This window comes from Williamsia sp. Y853 (genome assembly GCF_056786495.1).
Window position 1 is genome coordinate 1,947,470 of record NZ_JBXCJC010000001.1, and the last position, 17,961, is coordinate 1,965,430.

Sequence of the window (17,961 nt, forward strand, 5' to 3'; positions counted from 1 at the left end):
TTGCTCGGGCGGTAAACCCTTCAGGCGTCGACCGATACGGTCTAACATGGTCGGAATGACACCGGCGGGCGAGCTCGGACTTCGGAGCTGGACCGAGCTCAACGAGCGATCAACAACCCTTGTCGTCCCATTGGGATCCATCGAACAACATGGACCACACCTGCCCCTCGACACCGACGTGCGGATCGCGGTGGCGGTGGCGGAGGCGGCAGTTCGACCCGGCAGCGTCGACGACCCGGTAAACACCGCTCACGACCTCTTGCTCGCCCCGCCACTGAGCTATGGTGCCGCCGGTGAGCACGAAGGCTTTCCCGGCACGATTTCGATCGGTCAGGAGGTTCTGCATTCGGTGCTTGTCGAGTACGGTCGAAGTGCCTGCCGTTGGTCTTCGCGATTGCTGTTCGTCAACGGGCATGGTGGTAACGGTCGGACCCTGGTATCCGCGGTCACGCAGCTACGTTCGGAAGGACGTGACGTCGCTTGGTTTCCTTGCGCCACGACCGGTGGCGATGCACACGCGGGCCACACCGAAACATCGCTACTGCTTCATATTTCACCGTTGGTCGTGCGGTCCGACGAGATGGTCCGCGGCAACGTGGCCCCGGTGTCGGAGCTGATGGCGTCGATGCGTACCGGGGGTGTCGCGGCGGTGAGTGACAACGGAGTACTCGGGGACCCCCTGGCCGCCTCGGCGGCCGACGGAAGGCGAATGTTGAACGAGATGGCCGCGAAACTGTCCGACGGACTCGAGCGGTGGCAGGCCGATGCGAACGGAATGCTGCAGTGATCTCGGAGCAAGACAACCGCCCCGATGAGTGTGTGGCCCCGGCAGCGGCAGATCCGGCGGCGCAGTTTCCGCCGGTCGGCTTCCAGGTGCAGATCGACTCCCACTGCACGGTGACTTCCGATCGCCGCCATATCGTCGGCGGCTCTCCGGTGCGACTGCTGAACCTGTCCGAGGTCGCCGGAGGCCTGCTCGATGCCGACGGCCGGCTGACCGTGCGCGATCAGCTGACCTCCAGTCTGGCCCGCAAACTCCTCGATGCCGGGGTAGGGCATCCCCGGCCGATGTTCGGACCCACGGATTCCGCTGTCACCGTGGTGATCCCGGTGCGCGACAACCAACCCGGTATCGATCGACTGTTGGCTGTGCTCGACGGCCACAAGGTCGTCGTGGTTGACGACGGTTCGGCCGTTCCGATCACCGCGCCAGGCGCGACCGTGTTGCGCAACGAGAAGAGTCAGGGTCCGGCCGCGGCCCGCAATCGTGGTGCTGCGCAGGCCGATACCGAACTGGTCGCGTTTCTCGACTCGGATGTCGTTCCCGAGCACGACTGGCTGACCAAGCTGCTCGGTCATTTCTCCGATCCGAAGGTGGCGCTGGTGGCGCCGCGGATCGTCGCCCTCGACCCCGGTGGCGGCGCGATGTCGCGCTACGAGGCGCTGTGCTCGTCACTCGACATGGGTTGGCGGGAGGGGCAGATCGCGCCCCGGTCGCGGATCCCCTATGTTCCGAGCGCCGCGATGGTCTTGCGGCGCAGTTGTTTTGACGGTTTCGACGAGTCGATGGAAGTGGCCGAGGACGTCGACCTGTGCTGGCGGCTACATCAACGTGGCTGGTCGCTGCGGTACGACCCGGTGGCCACGGTGGCCCACGATCATCGGCAGCGGCTGTCGAAGAGTCTGGATCGCAAACGATATTACGGAACCGGGGCAGCGCTGCTGTCCGGTCGCCACCCCGGCATGGCCGCACCGCTGGCCTTGACCGTCCCGATGGCGGCAGCGATGGCTGCACTGGTGACCGGTACCGGCTGGGGTGTCCTGGTGGCATTGGTTGTGTTCGGTGTACTGGGCGGGCGTCTTCATCGCAGGGTGTCGTCGATGCCGGATGCGGCCCGGATGGCGGCCAAGCTGACCGCCCAATCGGTGGGATTCGGATTGTTGCAGTCGGCGTCGGCGATGTGCCGGCACTACTGGCCGCTGTCATTCCTGCTTGCACTGGTGTCCAAGCGATTCCGGACACTGCTCCTCGCGGTTGCAGTGGGTGAGGCTGCATACGAGTGGGTGCGGCTGGAATTGGTCAACCCCACCCCCGGCGCCAGGGTCGGCTGGTGGCGGTTCATGGTCCTCAAGCGTCTCGACGACCTCGCCTACGGGACCGGGCTCTGGCAGGGTGCATTGACCGGGCGCAGTATGGAAGCGCTGTACCCGCAGATCGGTAACTCGGCCAACGCCAGGCCGCGTTCACCGGACGTGCCCGCCGCCGCCGGGTGAGTTCGGTTGAGCCGGGGCGATCCCGGTTGACCCCGAACGGTGCGGACGTGATCGTTGTCGGTGCCGGTAGCAGCGGATGTTTGGTGGCCGAACGTCTTTCGCGCGACCCCGAGCGCACGGTGCTGTGGCTGGAGGCCGGTCCCGGAATGCCGGAGGCGGCCTCGTTGAGGCTGGATCGACTGCCGGTGGAGGCCGGTTCGGGGCGCGTGGTCCACTTTCCGAGCCGCCAGGGTTTTGATCTGCCACGAGGACGGGGTCTGGGTGGTTCGTCGGCGGTCAACGGTGGCTACTTCATGCGCTGGCACGAATCCGATTTCGCCGACTGGCCATGGCAGCGATCCGGGATCTCCGCGACCTATGACCGGCTCGACGGAGGCAGTCCCGGGGGCGGCAGCATGCATGTGTCGGCCTTTGGTGACGACGAGTTGCACGACTATGCGCAAGCATTTGAAAGTCATTGGCATGACGAGGGTTTCGGTGACGTTGTATCGCCGTGGCCGGATGTGGGTGTGGTCCGGGTGCGATCGAACCGCGACGGCGGTCTGCGGTGGACCGCGGCGGAATCGATCGCGCCGCGTATCGAGGGCCGCTCCAATCTGCAGTTGGTCACCGACGCCGAGGTGACGCGATTGCGGCGCTGCGGCGACCGCGTCACCGCGGTCGTGGTCGGGGAGCAGGTCATCGCTGCCGACGAGGTGATCCTGTGCGCGGGAACATTGGGCACCGCTGCGCTCCTGGCCCGGTCCGGGATCCTCGGCACGCAGAACGCCGGCGTCTGGGAGCATCGCGAGATGCTTGTCCGGTTCACACCGGCCGATCCGGCGGTGGGTGTGGCGCGCGCGTTGTTGCAATCGGTGTTGCATACCGACGACGGAATCGAAGTGCGCTGCTACAACGGAGATTTCGCGGACTTCATCACCGGGGTCCCGGCCTCTGGTCCGGCGATGGGGGTTGCCCTGATGCATCCCGAGAACCCCGGATCGATCGAGTGGGACCTGACGAGTGGTCTGGTTGTCGATCTCGGTGAGGTGAGCCGATCCGACGTCGAGAAGCTCGAGGTATGGGCCGAGCGCGTCCGCGAGATGCTCGATGGCCCGCGCTTTGCCGGCCTGGCCGATCGGAGCCGGGGTGGTGCGGTGGCCGACCCGGTGATCCGCACGTCCCAACATGCGTGGGGGACACTTCCGATGGGTGTCGACACCGATTGGCACGGCGCGGTGACCGCGGTCCCCGGATTGCGGGTCCTCGATGCATCGATTCTGCCGACCGCGGGGTCGAGTGGTCCGCATGCAACGGTGATGATGGTGGCCTCGCACATCGCAGACCAGATTGCCTGAGTCCACAGAATATTTGAGATCAGAAGTGGAATCGTGGGTATCGTGAAGCGATGACCTCACTTTCTGATCCCGCGATCCGGGCGTTCCTCGAGGATGGAACGAAGACCGGTCACCTCGGTTTCACCGCATCGGATGGCAGACCGCTGGTGGCCCCGGTCTGGTTCGTGGTCGACGGTGACCGGTTCGCGTTCAACACCGGAGCGGGTACGGCAAAAGGTAAGGCACTTGTCCGCGACGATCGGGTTGTGATGTGCGTCGACCTACAAGAACCGCCCTACGCCTTTGTCCAGGTGCAGGGCATCGCCCATGTCAGCGATGATCTGGCCGACGTACATCGAATCGCAACGGCTTGCGGGGCGCGCTATATGGGCGCCGATCGCGGAAAAGAATTCGGCGACCGCAACGGCGTTCCCGGTGAACTGGTGGTCTGGATCGAGCCGACGAAAGTCATTGCAGCGCTCGATATGACGGCCTAGCCGTCAGGCGCGGGTGGCTGCAGCCCTGCGGAATCCACGGACAGCCGGATAGAAGAAGATCGCAATGACGAGAACTGCCCACAGGATGGTCTTGGTCAAACTCTCGGCCACCGGACCACCGAGGGCGAGCGCACGCATACTGTCGATCGCACACGTCATCGGTTGCTCGCGCACGATCGGCTGTATCCACGCGGGGTAGGCGTACACCGGTGCGAAACCGGAATTGAAGAACATCAGCAGGCTCGAGAACAGCGACATGAGTTGTACCAGTGGCAGGTTGGTCGACGACATCGCGACCGTCAGCATGACTGTCGAAAATGCGGCACCGAAGAGCAGTGGCACGAGAAAGATCCCCAATGCGGGCAGCAGTCCCTGGTCGAACCGCCACCCGATCAGCATGCCGAACGTGGTCAGAGCGATTGTGGCGACTAGGATCCGGGCCAGTTCTGAGATGAGACGCGCGCTCAGGTCGGCTCCCTTGTGAACCGGCAGGACGTAGAGGCGGGTCAGCAGTCCCGTGCGTTGCTCACGCCGAAGTCTGATGCCGGCGATGAGCGACCCGAACATCGCACCGACAAGGACCACGAGGGGGACGGTGCCGTATGCGCTGTTGATACCTGTGGCAGCCGTGATCGCGTCGCCGAGTACCACTTTGAACATGATCATGCTCAGTGCGGGGAAGACGATGCTCTGGATGAGGACCTTCTTGTCACGGGTCCACACCGTGAGTTGCCGGGACGAGAGGATCGCGGTGTGCAGTAGGTAGGCCCGAAGACCGGTCTCTTGCGCATGGGTGTCGGCGGGGAATGCGGTTGCCAGTGCCACCAACCGCTCGTCGGTCCGATCTCCGGCCGGTGAATACTGCGGCCGGTCGGCATCCTCGAGGGATTCGGATGTCACGACACCGGTCCCGTCGGCATCGCCCGGTCGTGCGCTAACCCAGGGCCCCACCGCATTGCGCAGCGACCCGGTCCCCGGAAAGTTGATCGTCTCATCTTCGTCCCTGTCGACCGCCCGCCTTGTTCGCGCGCGCTCCGGGTCCAGATGGGCCCGCCACCAATGATCCTGTTGATCTGTACTGGCGGCCCGATGCCGTGGGGTCGTCGACTCCGACATCGAATTCTCGGTTGTTGTCATGCGCGTGAGGTCCGGAAGGCTGCCAGTACGATCCCGGCGACTGCGAGTGCGATCAGCCCGGCAGCCCAGCACACCGCTGGGATCACCTGTCCGGTTGTCACCGCACCCTCGTCGAATTGTCGCATCAGAGCGGCGAATTGAGAGACGGGCTGATTGCGGGCGAATGGTTGTATCCATTCCGGGAACTGGGACTCGGGAACGAACCCGGTCGACAACATGCCGAGGATGAGCGTGGGCAGTGTCATCGCTTGGCTCGTTGATTCCGGGTTGCCCGCCAGCGTTCCGATCACGTCGGCCCCGAAGGCGAAGACCACACCGACCACAAAAGCGACCGCAAGGAATCCGAGCAGGTACCACGGCCCGTGGTGTGCCCGCCACCCGATGACCAGCCCCGAGATCATCGCCGACGTCAGGGAGACGACAAGCAGAACGGTGTTCGCGCCGAGCCGTGAGAGCGGCGAGACCATCGGGTTGATGGGCACCGTTCGCAGACGGGTGGTCACACCGATCGTGAGGTCGTTGGCCGAACGCATCGCCGCAGAGGTTGCCACGAAGCTCGTCGACTGCAGACAGATGATGGGCATGAGGAACTGGGCGTAGTCGATGCCCGCGTACAGGCCCATGACCTTGTTGAGGGGCACAAAGAAGCAGAGCGTCAGGAGTATCGGGGCCAGGACGCACAGCGCGAACTCGCCGTGGCGCCACATCGTGGTCAGGAACCTCCGATTCAGCGCGAGCCATTGGCTGATCGGTTGTATCTGTGGGCGCGCCGAATCGAGGGTGCCGGGATTGATGACGGTACTCACGGTTTGTCACCCTGCTGAACGTGCGAGTGTTCGGTCAGCGTCAGGAACACGTCGTCGAGAGAGGGTCGGCGTAGACCGATGTCGGTCAACGTGATGTTGGCTTCGTCGGTGCGGCGGACGATTTCGACGAGCGTTGCTGCACCCTGGGGCGCCGGCACGATAAGCGAGCTCCCGGCCGCGTCGGCCCGGATCGCATCATCTGCCACGAGGCCGGTGAGCAACTCGCGGATGCGCGGTAGATCGGCGGGCAGCTCCGGGAGGATCTCGCAGAATGTTCCGGCGACCTGTTCCTTCAGTTCGGCGGCTGTACCCTCGGCGATCACTTTGCCTTTGTCGATGACAATGATGTTGTCGCTCAGCAGATCTGCTTCCTCGAGATACTGGGTGGTCAGAACGGTGGTGATGCCTTGTTCTCGCAGGGCATTGACGATCTTCCAGACCTCCTGTCGGCTCCGGGGGTCGAGCCCGGTGGTCGGCTCATCGAGGAACACCACCTCCGGTCGAACCACCAGGCCGCAGGCGATATCGATTCGGCGGCGCATTCCACCGGAGAACTTACCGACGCGCCGGGAGCCGGCGACCTCCAAGTCGAATGCGACCAGCAATTCGTCGGCCCGCCGGGTCGCAGCCTTTTTGGGTAGGCCCATCAGCCTGCCGAACAGGACGAGATTCTCACGGCCGGACAAGGATTCGTCCAAGGCTGCGAACTGACCGGTCAGCATGATCGATTTGCGAACGGCTGCACGGTCTTTGGCGATGTCGTGGCCGGCAACGAACGCTTGACCGTCGTCGGGACGCAAGAGTGTGCACAACATGTTGACCATGGTGGTCTTGCCCGCGCCATTCGGGCCGAGGAGCCCGAGGACCTGACCGCGCGCGACCCGAAAACTGATGCCGTCGACAGCCGTGAAGTCGCCGAACCGTTTGACCAGTCCGTCGACCACGACCGCATCGTCGTCGGCAAGGGTTGGTGCCGGTGTTGGTGTCGGTGTTGGTGCTTCTGACCGGTCACCAGATCCGCTGTCCGTACCGGTGTGATCGACAGGGTGCCCGATTCCGCCGTCCTGCGAGTGAGGGGCCTGTGTTTCACCGACCTGGGTTTCACCGACCTGTGTGCCCTCGGTCGGTGTCGGTGGACCCGGATGCGATTCCGGCGCCCGATGACGCGCGCCTGTCACGTTGGTCTGTGGGCCGACTTCCGAGTCGGCCGTATCAGGTTGCGCCTGCACCTGCATTGTCCAGTCCGTTCTAGTTTGCGTCGCACGAGCTGTCGGGGCTTCTTCGTCGCCGACAGTCATCGCCAGGTCGGTTCTGCCATGCTTGCGGCCCACCCTCTTTGATTCCACAAATACCATGCCGGTCAGCTGTCCTATTCATCGTGCCGGAGGTGTCGCCGTTACAACTAATGCTTAGCAGAGCTTTTAATTGCTTTAGGTAAGTTTTATCTTGCGCCCGCAGTGTCTTCTATGCAAAAAATAGGGCGCCCAGGGTGGCGAAAAGAACGAAATCGCTCACGCCGCCACCGAATCGGTGCGCGTCCGATGGCCTAAGATTTCGCCCACGCGGCGACGCGGCGGACGGGACTTGATCGTAGTGGAAAGAAGCAAAGAAATACCCAGGCGTGGTGATTTATTTCCACGTCCACATACGGTCACCAAGGTTAGTGCAGGAATTTCGGGTGGTGCCGGATTCGGAGGATTCGTTCGAAATGTCCGCTTCAAGCCACTGTCCGGATTCGGGTCGGGGTGGCAAGCGTCTGGGGGTCCGCGCACGTACTGGCCGCGTGAAAGTCCTACTCGCATGGCGGTGTTGAGGGACTGAGATTTTCGGGTACCCGGCTACTCGTGTTCGCGGCGACCTGCGGCGATACCGTTACTGTATTCGCCGCCGACTGCCCAAAGATACGAGCACCAACTCGAAACCGGGCACGGCTGCGAACGTCTGGCACGGCGGATTCGGCGAGTTCGTGATCGGTCGTGATATCCACCGGATCGATGGGCAAATCAGTCGATTGACTGACTGTTGCCCCGCAGGGGACGGAGGTTGGGCGATGAGATCTCGCGAGTGTCGTAACCATTTCGGGCTCCGGTCCGATAAGGGCATTATGAAGCTGTTCGGTCATGTCGCCGAATAGGTGTGTAACGCCTGGGGGATCCGGGGAGATATTGCAAGAAGCATTCTTTGGTGATCCGGAGAATGAATTGTCGTCCCTTCAACCTAACGCGCCTGCAACCGGCCAGATGGGCCAGTGGGTTTGGATACCATTTCATTCTCGTGAGTTTTGTCGGAAAAGATCGGGGGAGTGTTCTGCGATGACGTCATGGACATCTGGTCCGGGATCGGAGCAGCGGTGGGTGTGACTGATGCAGTTACGGGTTCACAGCGCGATCTTCGCGACAGTGCGTTTCCAATTTCTGCAGCGCAACGCGGAATATGGTTCGCCCAGCACGCTCTGGGGGACACCCCTATCAACATTGCGCTTTTTGTTGATCTGTCAGGTCCGGTCGATCTGGGACTGCTGACGGAGGCAACCCGCGCCGTTGCTCACGAGACAGCTTCGGGATATCTCAAACTCATCGAAACCGATGGCCTTCCGATGCAGGTGGTGGACCGCCGCTTCGACGACACGATCGAATTCGTGGACTTCGTCGGAGAGCCCGATCCCCGTGCGGCGGCCATGGCATGGATGCGTGCCGACTATGGTCGTCCGGTCGCTCTGTTCACCGACCGCCTCGCAGTCTCCGCGCTCTTGAAGATCGGCACCGACAGGTTCTTCTGGTACATGCGCAGTCACCACATCGCCGCGGATGGATTCTCCGCGATGACCGGTTTACGCCAGGTCGCCGACGTATACAGCGCAATGGCGGAGGGGCGGAACCCGTCACCGGGCAAGGCGCCCGATCTTCCGCAGATCGTTGCCAATGAGCAGAAATATCGGGAATCGACGCGGTTCGCAATGGATCGTGAGTACTGGTCGGAGCGCACGGCCGGGCTCTCGGCCGCGCTATCGCTCAGTCCGAAGGTCGCCGCCCCCGGCGCCTATTCGCTCGTGGCGTCCACGGAATTGGACACCGAGACCGCGCAGCTGCTCTCGCGCTCGGCCGAGTCGGTGGGCGGTGCGGCACCAGTGGTCGTCGCAGCGTTCGCCGGGTACCTGTCCCGGATGTGCGGAGCGGACGACGTCGTCCTCAGTCTCCCGGTCTCGGCCCGCCACACCGCGGCGCTACGGCGTTGCGGCGGTATGGTTTCCAACATTGTCCCGCTCCGCCTCGGGGTGGCGCTCGATCGTTCGGTCGGCGAGTTGCGAAAGGCGGCACAGACCGAGCTGACCGGCGCGCTGCGTCACCAGCTGTATCGGCACGAGGACATGCGTCGGGACATCGGTATCGCCGGTGAACACGGACGTTTCGGCCCGGCGGTCAACATCATGATGTTCTCGCCGACTGTGGAGCTGGGAACGGCGACCGGTACCACTCAGGTACTCAGTACCGGCCCGGTTCTGGATCTGTCGCTGAACATCTATACGGGCGAATCGGATAATCTGCGAATCGATTTCGAGGCGAACCCGAATCTCTACGACGCTGATGAACTGGCCGATCACCACAGGCGTTTCCTGGCTTTCCTGCACAGGTACCTCGAAGCGGGGGACGATGCCGCGGTCAGCGATCTCGAGCTGCTCGACGAGGCCGAGACCGGGCGGATCCTGGAGTCCGGCACAGGCGTACCCGTCGTGGTCGATCCGAGTCCGCTGAGACTGTGGAATCAGCAGGTCTGCGCCGGACCGGACCGAGTCGCCGTGGTTGGTGCCGGAGCCGGCCTGTCGCGCGCCGAGCTCGATGAACGTGCGAACAGGCTCGCCAACGAATTGATCTCGCGTGGAATCGGGCCCGACGATGTCGTCGGCCTGATCTTGCCGCGTGGTACGGACTGGGTCGTGTCGATGTTGGCCGCGTGGAAAGCCGGCGCCGCCTACGCACCCATCGACCCCGATGTCCCGCGCAACCGGGTCTCGGCGATTCTCGACGATTGCGACAGCAGGGTTGTGGTCACCACCGCGTCGTGGAAGGACGCGGCAGCACCTGCCGCCGCGAACAGCCACATCATCGTGCTGGACGACCCGCAGTGTGCTGCGAGCATCGCCCGGCGTGACCCCGCAACGCCATCGGACCGGTGGGCGGAGGCCGGCGCCGGCGCGCGCCTGGCGTACGTCATCTCGACGTCGGGCTCCACCGGGCGCCCCAAGCCGGTACTGGTGCCGATGACCGGGGTTGCCAACACGCTCGGCTGGTACCGGCGGACGATGTCACTCGGTGACGGCGACGGTGTGCTGGTTGCCTCGTCGCCGACCTTCGACCTCACCCAGAAGAACATCTGGGCGGCGCTGGCAGACGGCGCGACGATCAGTCTGGCGAATGACGGATTCGATCCGGACGACATCTCGGCCCGTATCGGTGGTGGTGCCGATGACGTGTTGAACATGGCGCCGAGCGCGTTCGCTGTTCTCTCCGAACACGATCCGTCGAGGATGACCACGTCGGTGAGGTCGCTGGTACTCGGTGGCGAGCCGGTGAGACCGGACCAGGTGCGTGAGCATCTGGCAGCAGGCACGGCGATCTATAACAGCTACGGACCGACGGAATTCTCGGACGTGGTCACGTTCCACCAGATGGACTCTGCACCGGATGCCTATGCCGCCAGAGCGGTGCCGATCGGTGGTCCCATCGACAACATCTCGCTCTATGTGCTGGATTCACGACTGCGCCCGGTACCGCAAGGGGTGGCAGGCGAGCTCTACCTCGCCGGTGTCGGCGTGGGACGGGGATACGCGAATCGATTCGGGGCGACGGCCGCGAGCTTCGTCGCCAACCCCTACGGATCCGGCGAGCGCATGTATCGAACCGGCGATGTTGTCAGCTGGGATCGGCAGGGCGAGCTGCGGTATCTCGGTCGTGCCGACCACCAGGTCAAGATCCGCGGTTTGCGGATCGAGCTTGGCGACATCGAGTCCGCATTGCTTTCACACCACGATGTGGCGCAAGCGGTGGTGACCATCGACACGAGTGGCCCGAGCACCCGATTGATCGGTTACGTGGTGGCCACCGAGGGCACCGACCCCGATCGGTGGGCGGTGATCGAATACCTGGCCGAGACCCTGCCCAGCTACATGGTTCCGGCAGCGGTGGTGGTGCTCGATGTGATGCCGCTCAGCGGCAATGGGAAAGTCGATCGAAAGGTATTGCCGGAGCCCGACTTCGGTGTTCGCTCGACCACCTTCGTTGCCCCGTCCACGCAGCTCGAAGAGACCATCGCAGGCGTTTTCGGTGAGGTGCTCGGGTTGGCGCGAGTCAGTACGGCTGACAGCTTCTTTGTCCTCGGTGGCGACAGCATCATGTCGATCCAGCTGGTCTCTCAAGCGCGGGAGGCCGGCATCGCCCTCACCACCCGTGACGTCTTCGATTGCAAAACTGTTGCCGGACTGGCAGATCTGATCGCCCAGCGAGCAGCGACGGACTATGTGGTGGAGGTGCTCGAAGAACTACCGGGCGGTGGCGGCGGCGATTTGCCGCTGCTTCCCATCGGACACTGGATGATCGAGCAGCAGCACTGGACGCGCCTGTCTCAGGCGACGGCGATCAGATTGCCCGAAGACCTGCGCACCGAAAGCCTGGAACCGGCGTTGCAGGCGATCATCGATCATCATGACGCAATTCGTTCGCGCCTGATCGACGTCGATGATCAATTGCGGATGCACGTCCGCGAGCGAGGCGCAGTTGATGCACGCGATGTACTGAGCGCCGTCGTAGATGACCACACCACCTCCGGCGTTCTCATCGCAGCCGAGCTCGAACTGGCCGCAAAACGGCTGGATCCGGGCCGGGGAGTGATGTTCCAGGCAGTACATCTGCCGGACTCGAGTGGTACCGGCGGTCTGCTGCTCCTCGTTGCACATCACCTTGTGGTGGATGGCGTTTCGTGGCGGGTGCTGCTGCCAGATCTGGCGATTGCCTGGTCGCAAAGTGCTGCCGGGCTTCCGGTTTCGCTCGAACCGGTGGGGACATCGCTGCGCAGATGGTCGCACGCGACCACAGAGATCGCGGCGGCCGCAAGCCGCCGAGACGAAATGCCACTGTGGCTTCGAACAGTCCACTCGCCGCAGGAGCCGTTGGGATCGCGGCCGCTGAACTCCGACGTCGACAAAGCGGCGACAGCGGCGACAGTCAAGGTGACGGTTCCCGCGGATGTCACCGGAGCGATGCTCACCCGCCTGCCCGCTGCGTTCCGAGGTGGTGTCAACGACGGATTGCTGACGGCGTTGCTGCTCGCGGTCAGCCGCTGGCGACAGTTGCGCGGCGACGATTCGGACTCGGTCCTGGTCGCTCTCGAAGGACACGGTCGCGACGACGACATAGTCGCAGGCGCCGACCTCTCGCGCACGGTCGGCTGGTTCACCAGCTTGTTCCCTGTTCAGCTGACCTTGCCCTCGGCCACCGACCTCGACGACGCACTGCGCGGCGGCCCCGATGCTGCTCGTGCGATCAAGGCGGTGAAAGAACAACTACTCGAGATCCCGGATGGCGGTGTCGGTTACGGTATCTTGCGCTACCTCGATGCCGATGGGCGCCAACAGTTGTCGGGTGGCGCCGAGCCACACCTGATCTTCAACTACCTCGGCCGCCGAGCGGTCGGCGGCGCCGGAACGGACTCTGGTGCCGTGGCCTGGATGCCGGAGGAAAGCGTGGGGATCTGCGGGTTCATGGCGACCGTGGATCCGGACGCGCCATTGACGGCTCCGCTGGAGATCAACGCCGGTGTGGAGGGTGATGGAGCCGCCGCACGACTGGTGGCTTCGCTCACCTATGCCACCGGAGTCCTGTCCGAATCAGATGCACTGGAGATCGGCGCGCTGTGGGTCGAGGCGATGACCGCGCTATCGCACCACGCAGGCGATACCGGAAGTGGTGGACTCACGCCGTCCGACCTGCCGCTGGTCGAGTTGGACCAACGCCAGATCGGCGCACTGGAGGACCACTACCCGGGATTGACCGATGTCTGGCCGCTGTCGCCGCTACAGCAGGGGATGTACTTCCACTCCCTGTTGGCAGACGGCGGCGACATGTACACGGCACAGATGGTGCTCGAACTCGAGGGCATCGTCGATCCGGATCGGATGCGGGCCGCCGGTGAGGGCCTGCTGGCGCGACATGACGTGTTGCGTACGGCGATCACCCAGGATGCCGGCACCGGAGAGGTCATCCAATTGGTGCGCCGCGAGGTCGAATTGCCTTGGCGCTTCACTGATCTCAGTACCCTCGCTCCGGCGGATCGTGCCGCAGCACGCGAGGGGTTGCTCGATACCGAACGCGCCGAGAGGTTCGATCTCGCGTCCGCTCCTCTGACCCGGATGCACCTGATCCGGCAAGACGAGGGCCACTGGGTCCTGGCGATCACCAATCATCACGTGATTGCCGACGGGTGGTCGACACCCCTGCTGATCCGCGATCTGCTCACGATGTACGCGATCGGTTCGGCGGATGCGCTGCCACGAGTCCGCTCCTACGGCGATTTCCTCGGCTGGTTGCAGACGCGCGACAAGGAAGAGGCCACGCACCGATGGGCGGAGGCGCTGCAGGGCTCCGAACCGACGATGCTCGTCGAGCGCTTCGAACCGGACGGCTCCGACGTGCCGATCGACATGACCCGAACGCTGGACCCCGAATTGGACGGGGCGCTGCGCTCGATGACGCGGGCGCTCGACATCACCGCCAACACGGTTCTGCAGGCGGCCTGGGCAATGGTGCTGGCGTCGAAGACCGGTCGGTCGGATGTGGTGTTCGGGTCGACCGTGTCCGGCAGGCCCGCGGAGCTGAGCGGGGTCGAGACGATGGTCGGCCTGTTCATCAACACCGTGCCGGTCAGGGTCCGGCTGGAACCAGACGAGTCCGTAGCGGCCTTCCTGACCAGGCTGCAGCGCGAGCAGACCGAAATGCTGGACCACCAGCACCTTGCCCTCAACGAGGTCATGGCCACTTCGGGCGGCGGAAACCTGTTCGATTCACTGCTGGTGCTCGAGTCGTATCCGATCGACAAGCAGGGGTTGTCCGAGGACACCGACATCGCGGGCATGCAGCTGCGGGGCGTGGGCGTGCGGGACGGTTCGCACTACCCACTCTCGGTGGTGGGCATGCCGGGCGAGCGGCTCGAGATCAAGTTCAAGTATCTGTCGTCCGGGCTGGATGCCGCGGTCGTTGCGGACCTCGCCGACCGGATGCTGTCGGTGATCAAGGGGTTCACCGAGGACCACGAGCGCCGGATCGCGCAGCTCCCGGTGATCGGCGAAGCGGAACGGCGGCTTCTGATGCCGGTGCGCGGAAGTGCTGCTGAACCGGTCACGACCTTGCCGGACCTACTCAGGACCGCGGCCCGGAACGCCCCGGATGCCATTGCCCTCGTGGCTGCCGACCGGATCGTCAGCTACCGAGAGCTCGATCAGCTGTCCAGTTCGCTGGCGCGGGTGTTGCGCAGCGAAGGAGTCAAACCCGACGACTTCGTCGCAGTCGCCATAGGCCGTTCGGTGCAATCGCAGGTCGCCCAGTGGGCGGTCGCCAAGGCGGGCGCGGCCTTCGTACCCGTCGATCCGGGCTACCCGGCCGATCGCGTGGCACACATGATCACCGACTCCGGCGCGACGATCGGGCTGACGACCTCCGCCCATGTCGCAGCGCTTCCGGAGAATGTGACGTGGCTGGAACTCGACCGCCCGGCACTCCGCGAGCGGTGTGCGATGCCCCGCACGTCCCAGATCGGGCCGATCAGCCGTCGACCGGTTCTGCCGCATCAGGCGGCCTACATGATCTACACCTCGGGCTCGACCGGTGTGCCCAAGGGCGTGGTGGTGACGCATGCCGGTCTGACGAATTTCGTCAATGACCAACGCGTGCGTTACGGGCTGACCGCGCGATCACGCACCCTGCACTTCTCGTCTCCGAGTTTCGACGCCTCGATTCTGGAATTGTTCCTCGCGACCGCGGCATCGTCGACGATGGTGATCGCCGACCAGACCGTCTACGGCGGTGAAGAACTGCATCAGCTCCTGGCCGGTGAGGAGATCACGCACGCCTTTGTCACACCTGCCGCCCTGGCCACGGTTGATCCCGAAGGTTTGCCACAGCTGCGCACGGTGATCGTCGGCGGCGACGCATGCGGCGCCGATCTGGTGGCCCGTTGGGGCGTGGGACGGGCAATGTTCAACGCATACGGACCCACCGAGGCAACAGTGGCCACCAATGTCAGCGAGCAGCTGACGGTGGACGATTCGCCGGTCACCGTCGGCGGTCCGATCGGGGGTGTCGCCGAGGTGGTGCTCGACAGCTGGCTGCGGCCGGTACCGGTGGGCGCCGAAGGCGAATTGTACGTAGCCGGTGCGGGTTTGGCGCGTGGATACCACGGTAAACCCGGTCTGACCGCGGGACGGTTCGTCGCCGATCCGAACAACCCCGGTGGCCGGATGTACCGCACCGGTGATGTGGTGCGGTGGGTTGATCGTGCCGGCGCCGGAGAAGCTCCGCGCCTGCAGATCGAATACGTCGGACGCAGCGATTTTCAGGTCAAGGTGCGTGGATTTCGCATCGAGCTCGGCGAGGTCGACGTGGCGCTGGCAGCCCACGAATCAGTCGACTTCGCGACCACGGTCGGGCGCCGCGGCCCGTCGGGGACCACGGCCCTTGTCTCGTACATGGTTCTCGTTCCGGGGGCGTGCGTGACCACCGGTGAACTGACAACATTTGTCGCACAGACACTTCCGGCTCACATGGTGCCGTCGAGCATTATGGTGCTCGACGCGGTCCCACTGACGGTCAACGGCAAGGTGGATCGCGCGGCATTGCCCGAACCCGACTTCGGCGATTCCGCGGAGGCGATATACGTCGCCCCGACCACACCGGAGGAGATCGCGATAGCCGGGGTGTTCGCCGACGTCCTGTCGATCGAGCGGGTGTCCGCAGTCGAGTCGTTCTTCCGTCTCGGCGGCGATTCCTTGTCGGCGACACGCGCGGTCGCCCGTGTCACCGCGGCCACCGGTCGGCAGCTCGGGGTACGCGACCTCTTCGAGGCGCCGTCACCCGCAGCGCTCGCCGCCCGTCTCGCAGCGGCGCCGGATGTTGGTTCCCGTCCGGAGCTGACAGCGATGCCGCGTCCCGAGTTCTTGCCGTTGTCACTTGCGCAACAACGTATCTGGCTCATCAACCGCCTCGATAAGAGTTCGCCTGCATACAACATCGCCGGCGCGCTGAGGTTGCAGGGGCAACTGGATGTCGAAGCGCTGGAACACGCGGCCCGCGATGTGATCGGCCGTCACGAATCGTTGCGCACCCACTACCCGGAGCGTGATGGGGTCCCGGGCCAGGTTGTCCTGGCGCCGTCGGAGTTCGTGGTCTCCCTCGATCCGGTCCCGGTCGACGTCGAACGTCTCGATGCCGAGCTCATCGCCTTTGCTGCACAGGGATTCGATGTGACGGCCGCACCCCCACTGCGGATGCGACTTCTCCGGGTGTCCGATGATCATCACGTGCTGGCGGTTGTGGCACATCACATCAGTGCCGACGGTGAGTCGATGGGTCCACTCGCACGGGACCTGATGGTCGCGTATGTCGCTCGCTCGCGCGGCGAGGCGCCGGCCTGGCAACCGCTCGCGGTGCAGTACGCCGACTACACGCTGTGGAAGCGGGATCTGCTCGGTGACGCCGACAATCCGGCCACGGTCGCCGGACGCGAGCTGTCGTACTGGGAACGCGCGTTGCACGGCATGCCCGAACTCCTCGAACTGCCCGCCGACCGTCCGCGTCCGCCGCAACAGTCGATGCGCGGCGCGCGGGTGGACTTCGAGATCGGCGAACAGTTGGTCTCCAGGCTCAATCGCATTGCGGCCGGTCATGGAGCCACACTGTTCATGGTCATGCACGCCGCGTTCTCCGCCCTGTTGTCGCGATTGAGCGGACGCGATGACATCGCCATCGCAACGCCGGTCGCGGGGCGTGGTGAAGAGGCTCTCGACGATCTCATCGGAATGTTCGTCAACACCGTGGTCCTGCGGGTCGAAGTCGATCCCGGCGCCGAGTTCATCGATCTGCTGCACGGTGCCCAGAAGACCGACCTCGAGGCCTACGCCCATGCCGACGTGCCGTTCGACTCGGTGGTCGACCAGCTCAAACCGGTTCGCAGTGAGGCCTTCTCGCCGCTTGCGCAGGTGATGCTCGCGATGGAGAATCCAGCCGTGTCGGGGCTGCTCCTGCCCGGACTGACCGTCGGTGAATACGACTGGGGAGTCGTGCCCGCGAAAATGGACCTGAAGTTGACCTTCGCGGACAACCGTGAGGACGGCAGTGTTGTCGGTCCGCTGAACGCGTCGTTCGTGTACGCGACCGACTTGTTCGATCGGAGCACGATCGCGCGATTCGCAGACCAATTGATCCGGATTCTCGACGCGGTCGCCACCGATCCGCGTGCCGTGGTGGGAGACATCGACATCTGGTCTGCCGCAGCACAACCCGAGAGTTTGCGTGATTCGTTGGTGGAGCCGACGACGGTGGCCGACCTGCCGGGGATGGTGGCGCTGGTCGCCGGCGAGGATCCTGACCGGCCTGCCTTGCGATCAGGGGCGACCGAGGTGACGTTCCGGGATCTGCATGACCGGCTGTCGATCCTGCAGGAATCGCTGGCCCCCAGCGGAATCGGCATCGATGCAGTGGTGATGACGGCGTTGTCCGGACTGGCGCCGGATCTGCTCCTACCAGGCACCGGACCCAATCTCGAGGAGATCGTGGACACCCTCGTTGCAGACGTCTCGCTGGCAGCGCAGACGGTGGCAAGGATGTCGTCGAACCCTGCCCGAATCGCCTGACCGATCACATACAAAAACAGGGCAATGCGCATCCG

At 64.3% G+C, this 17,961-nt stretch carries 8 protein-coding genes; 5 read left to right on the plus strand and 3 right to left on the minus strand.

The features are described 5' to 3' along the window. Positions 1-55: 55 nt before the first annotated feature. The 4 genes from mftE to AC1TPF_RS09085 are packed head-to-tail and all read left to right on the plus strand — an operon-like array spanning position 56 to position 4,087. Positions 56-787, plus strand: coding sequence for a mycofactocin biosynthesis peptidyl-dipeptidase MftE (gene mftE / locus AC1TPF_RS09070; protein WP_482135448.1), 732 nt, complete (start codon positions 56-58; stop codon positions 785-787). Then, positions 784-2,274, plus strand: a complete 1,491-nt coding sequence (gene mftF / locus AC1TPF_RS09075; protein WP_482135447.1) for a mycofactocin biosynthesis glycosyltransferase MftF — start codon at positions 784-786, stop codon at positions 2,272-2,274. The genes mftE and mftF overlap by 4 nt, the downstream gene beginning before the upstream one ends. Positions 2,275-2,321: 47 nt before the next feature. Next, positions 2,322-3,611 (plus strand): mycofactocin system GMC family oxidoreductase MftG, encoded by a 1,290-nt coding sequence (mftG, locus tag AC1TPF_RS09080; protein ID WP_482143576.1) that lies wholly within the window; start codon positions 2,322-2,324, stop codon positions 3,609-3,611. 50 nt (positions 3,612-3,661) lie between these two features. Further along, a complete protein-coding gene (locus tag AC1TPF_RS09085; RefSeq protein ID WP_482143577.1) occupies positions 3,662-4,087 on the plus strand; it encodes a PPOX class F420-dependent oxidoreductase in 426 nt (141 codons plus the stop codon). A gap of 3 nt (positions 4,088-4,090) precedes the next feature. Here AC1TPF_RS09085 and AC1TPF_RS09090 read toward each other — a convergent pair whose 3' ends face one another. Genes AC1TPF_RS09090 through AC1TPF_RS09100 form a run of 3 tightly spaced genes read right to left on the minus strand, consistent with a single transcriptional unit; the run spans position 4,091 to position 7,265 of the window. Beyond that, the gene (locus AC1TPF_RS09090) at positions 4,091-5,224 is read right to left on the minus strand and encodes an ABC transporter permease (RefSeq protein WP_482143579.1); all 1,134 of its coding nucleotides are present in this window, start codon (positions 5,222-5,224) and stop codon (positions 4,091-4,093) included. Next, on the minus strand, positions 5,221-6,030 hold the full coding sequence (locus AC1TPF_RS09095) for an ABC transporter permease (protein WP_482143581.1): 810 nt from the start codon (positions 6,028-6,030) through the stop codon (positions 5,221-5,223). Before AC1TPF_RS09095 ends, AC1TPF_RS09090 begins: the two co-directional genes overlap by 4 nt. Continuing rightward, on the minus strand, positions 6,027-7,265 hold the full coding sequence (locus AC1TPF_RS09100) for an ATP-binding cassette domain-containing protein (RefSeq protein ID WP_482143583.1): 1,239 nt from the start codon (positions 7,263-7,265) through the stop codon (positions 6,027-6,029). Before AC1TPF_RS09100 ends, AC1TPF_RS09095 begins: the two co-directional genes overlap by 4 nt. 1,085 nt (positions 7,266-8,350) lie before the next feature. On the opposite strand from AC1TPF_RS09100, the gene AC1TPF_RS09105 reads away from it, so the two are divergent. Beyond that, on the plus strand, positions 8,351-17,926 hold the full coding sequence (locus tag AC1TPF_RS09105; protein WP_482143585.1) for an amino acid adenylation domain-containing protein: 9,576 nt from the start codon (positions 8,351-8,353) through the stop codon (positions 17,924-17,926). Positions 17,927-17,961 lie beyond the last annotated feature (35 nt).

What these genes read in the sequence shown, in the direction of transcription:
- AC1TPF_RS09090 (WP_482143579.1), bottom strand. Translation starts at nt 5,224, where the DNA reads ATGACAACAACCGAGAATTCGATGTCGGAGTCGACGACCCCACGGCAT.
- AC1TPF_RS09105 (WP_482143585.1), top strand. Translation starts at nt 8,351, where the DNA reads ATGGACATCTGGTCCGGGATCGGAGCAGCGGTGGGTGTGACTGATGCA.
- AC1TPF_RS09085 (WP_482143577.1), top strand. Translation starts at nt 3,662, where the DNA reads ATGACCTCACTTTCTGATCCCGCGATCCGGGCGTTCCTCGAGGATGGA.
- AC1TPF_RS09100 (WP_482143583.1), bottom strand. Translation starts at nt 7,265, where the DNA reads ATGCAGGTGCAGGCGCAACCTGATACGGCCGACTCGGAAGTCGGCCCA.
- mftE (WP_482135448.1), top strand. Translation starts at nt 56, where the DNA reads ATGACACCGGCGGGCGAGCTCGGACTTCGGAGCTGGACCGAGCTCAAC.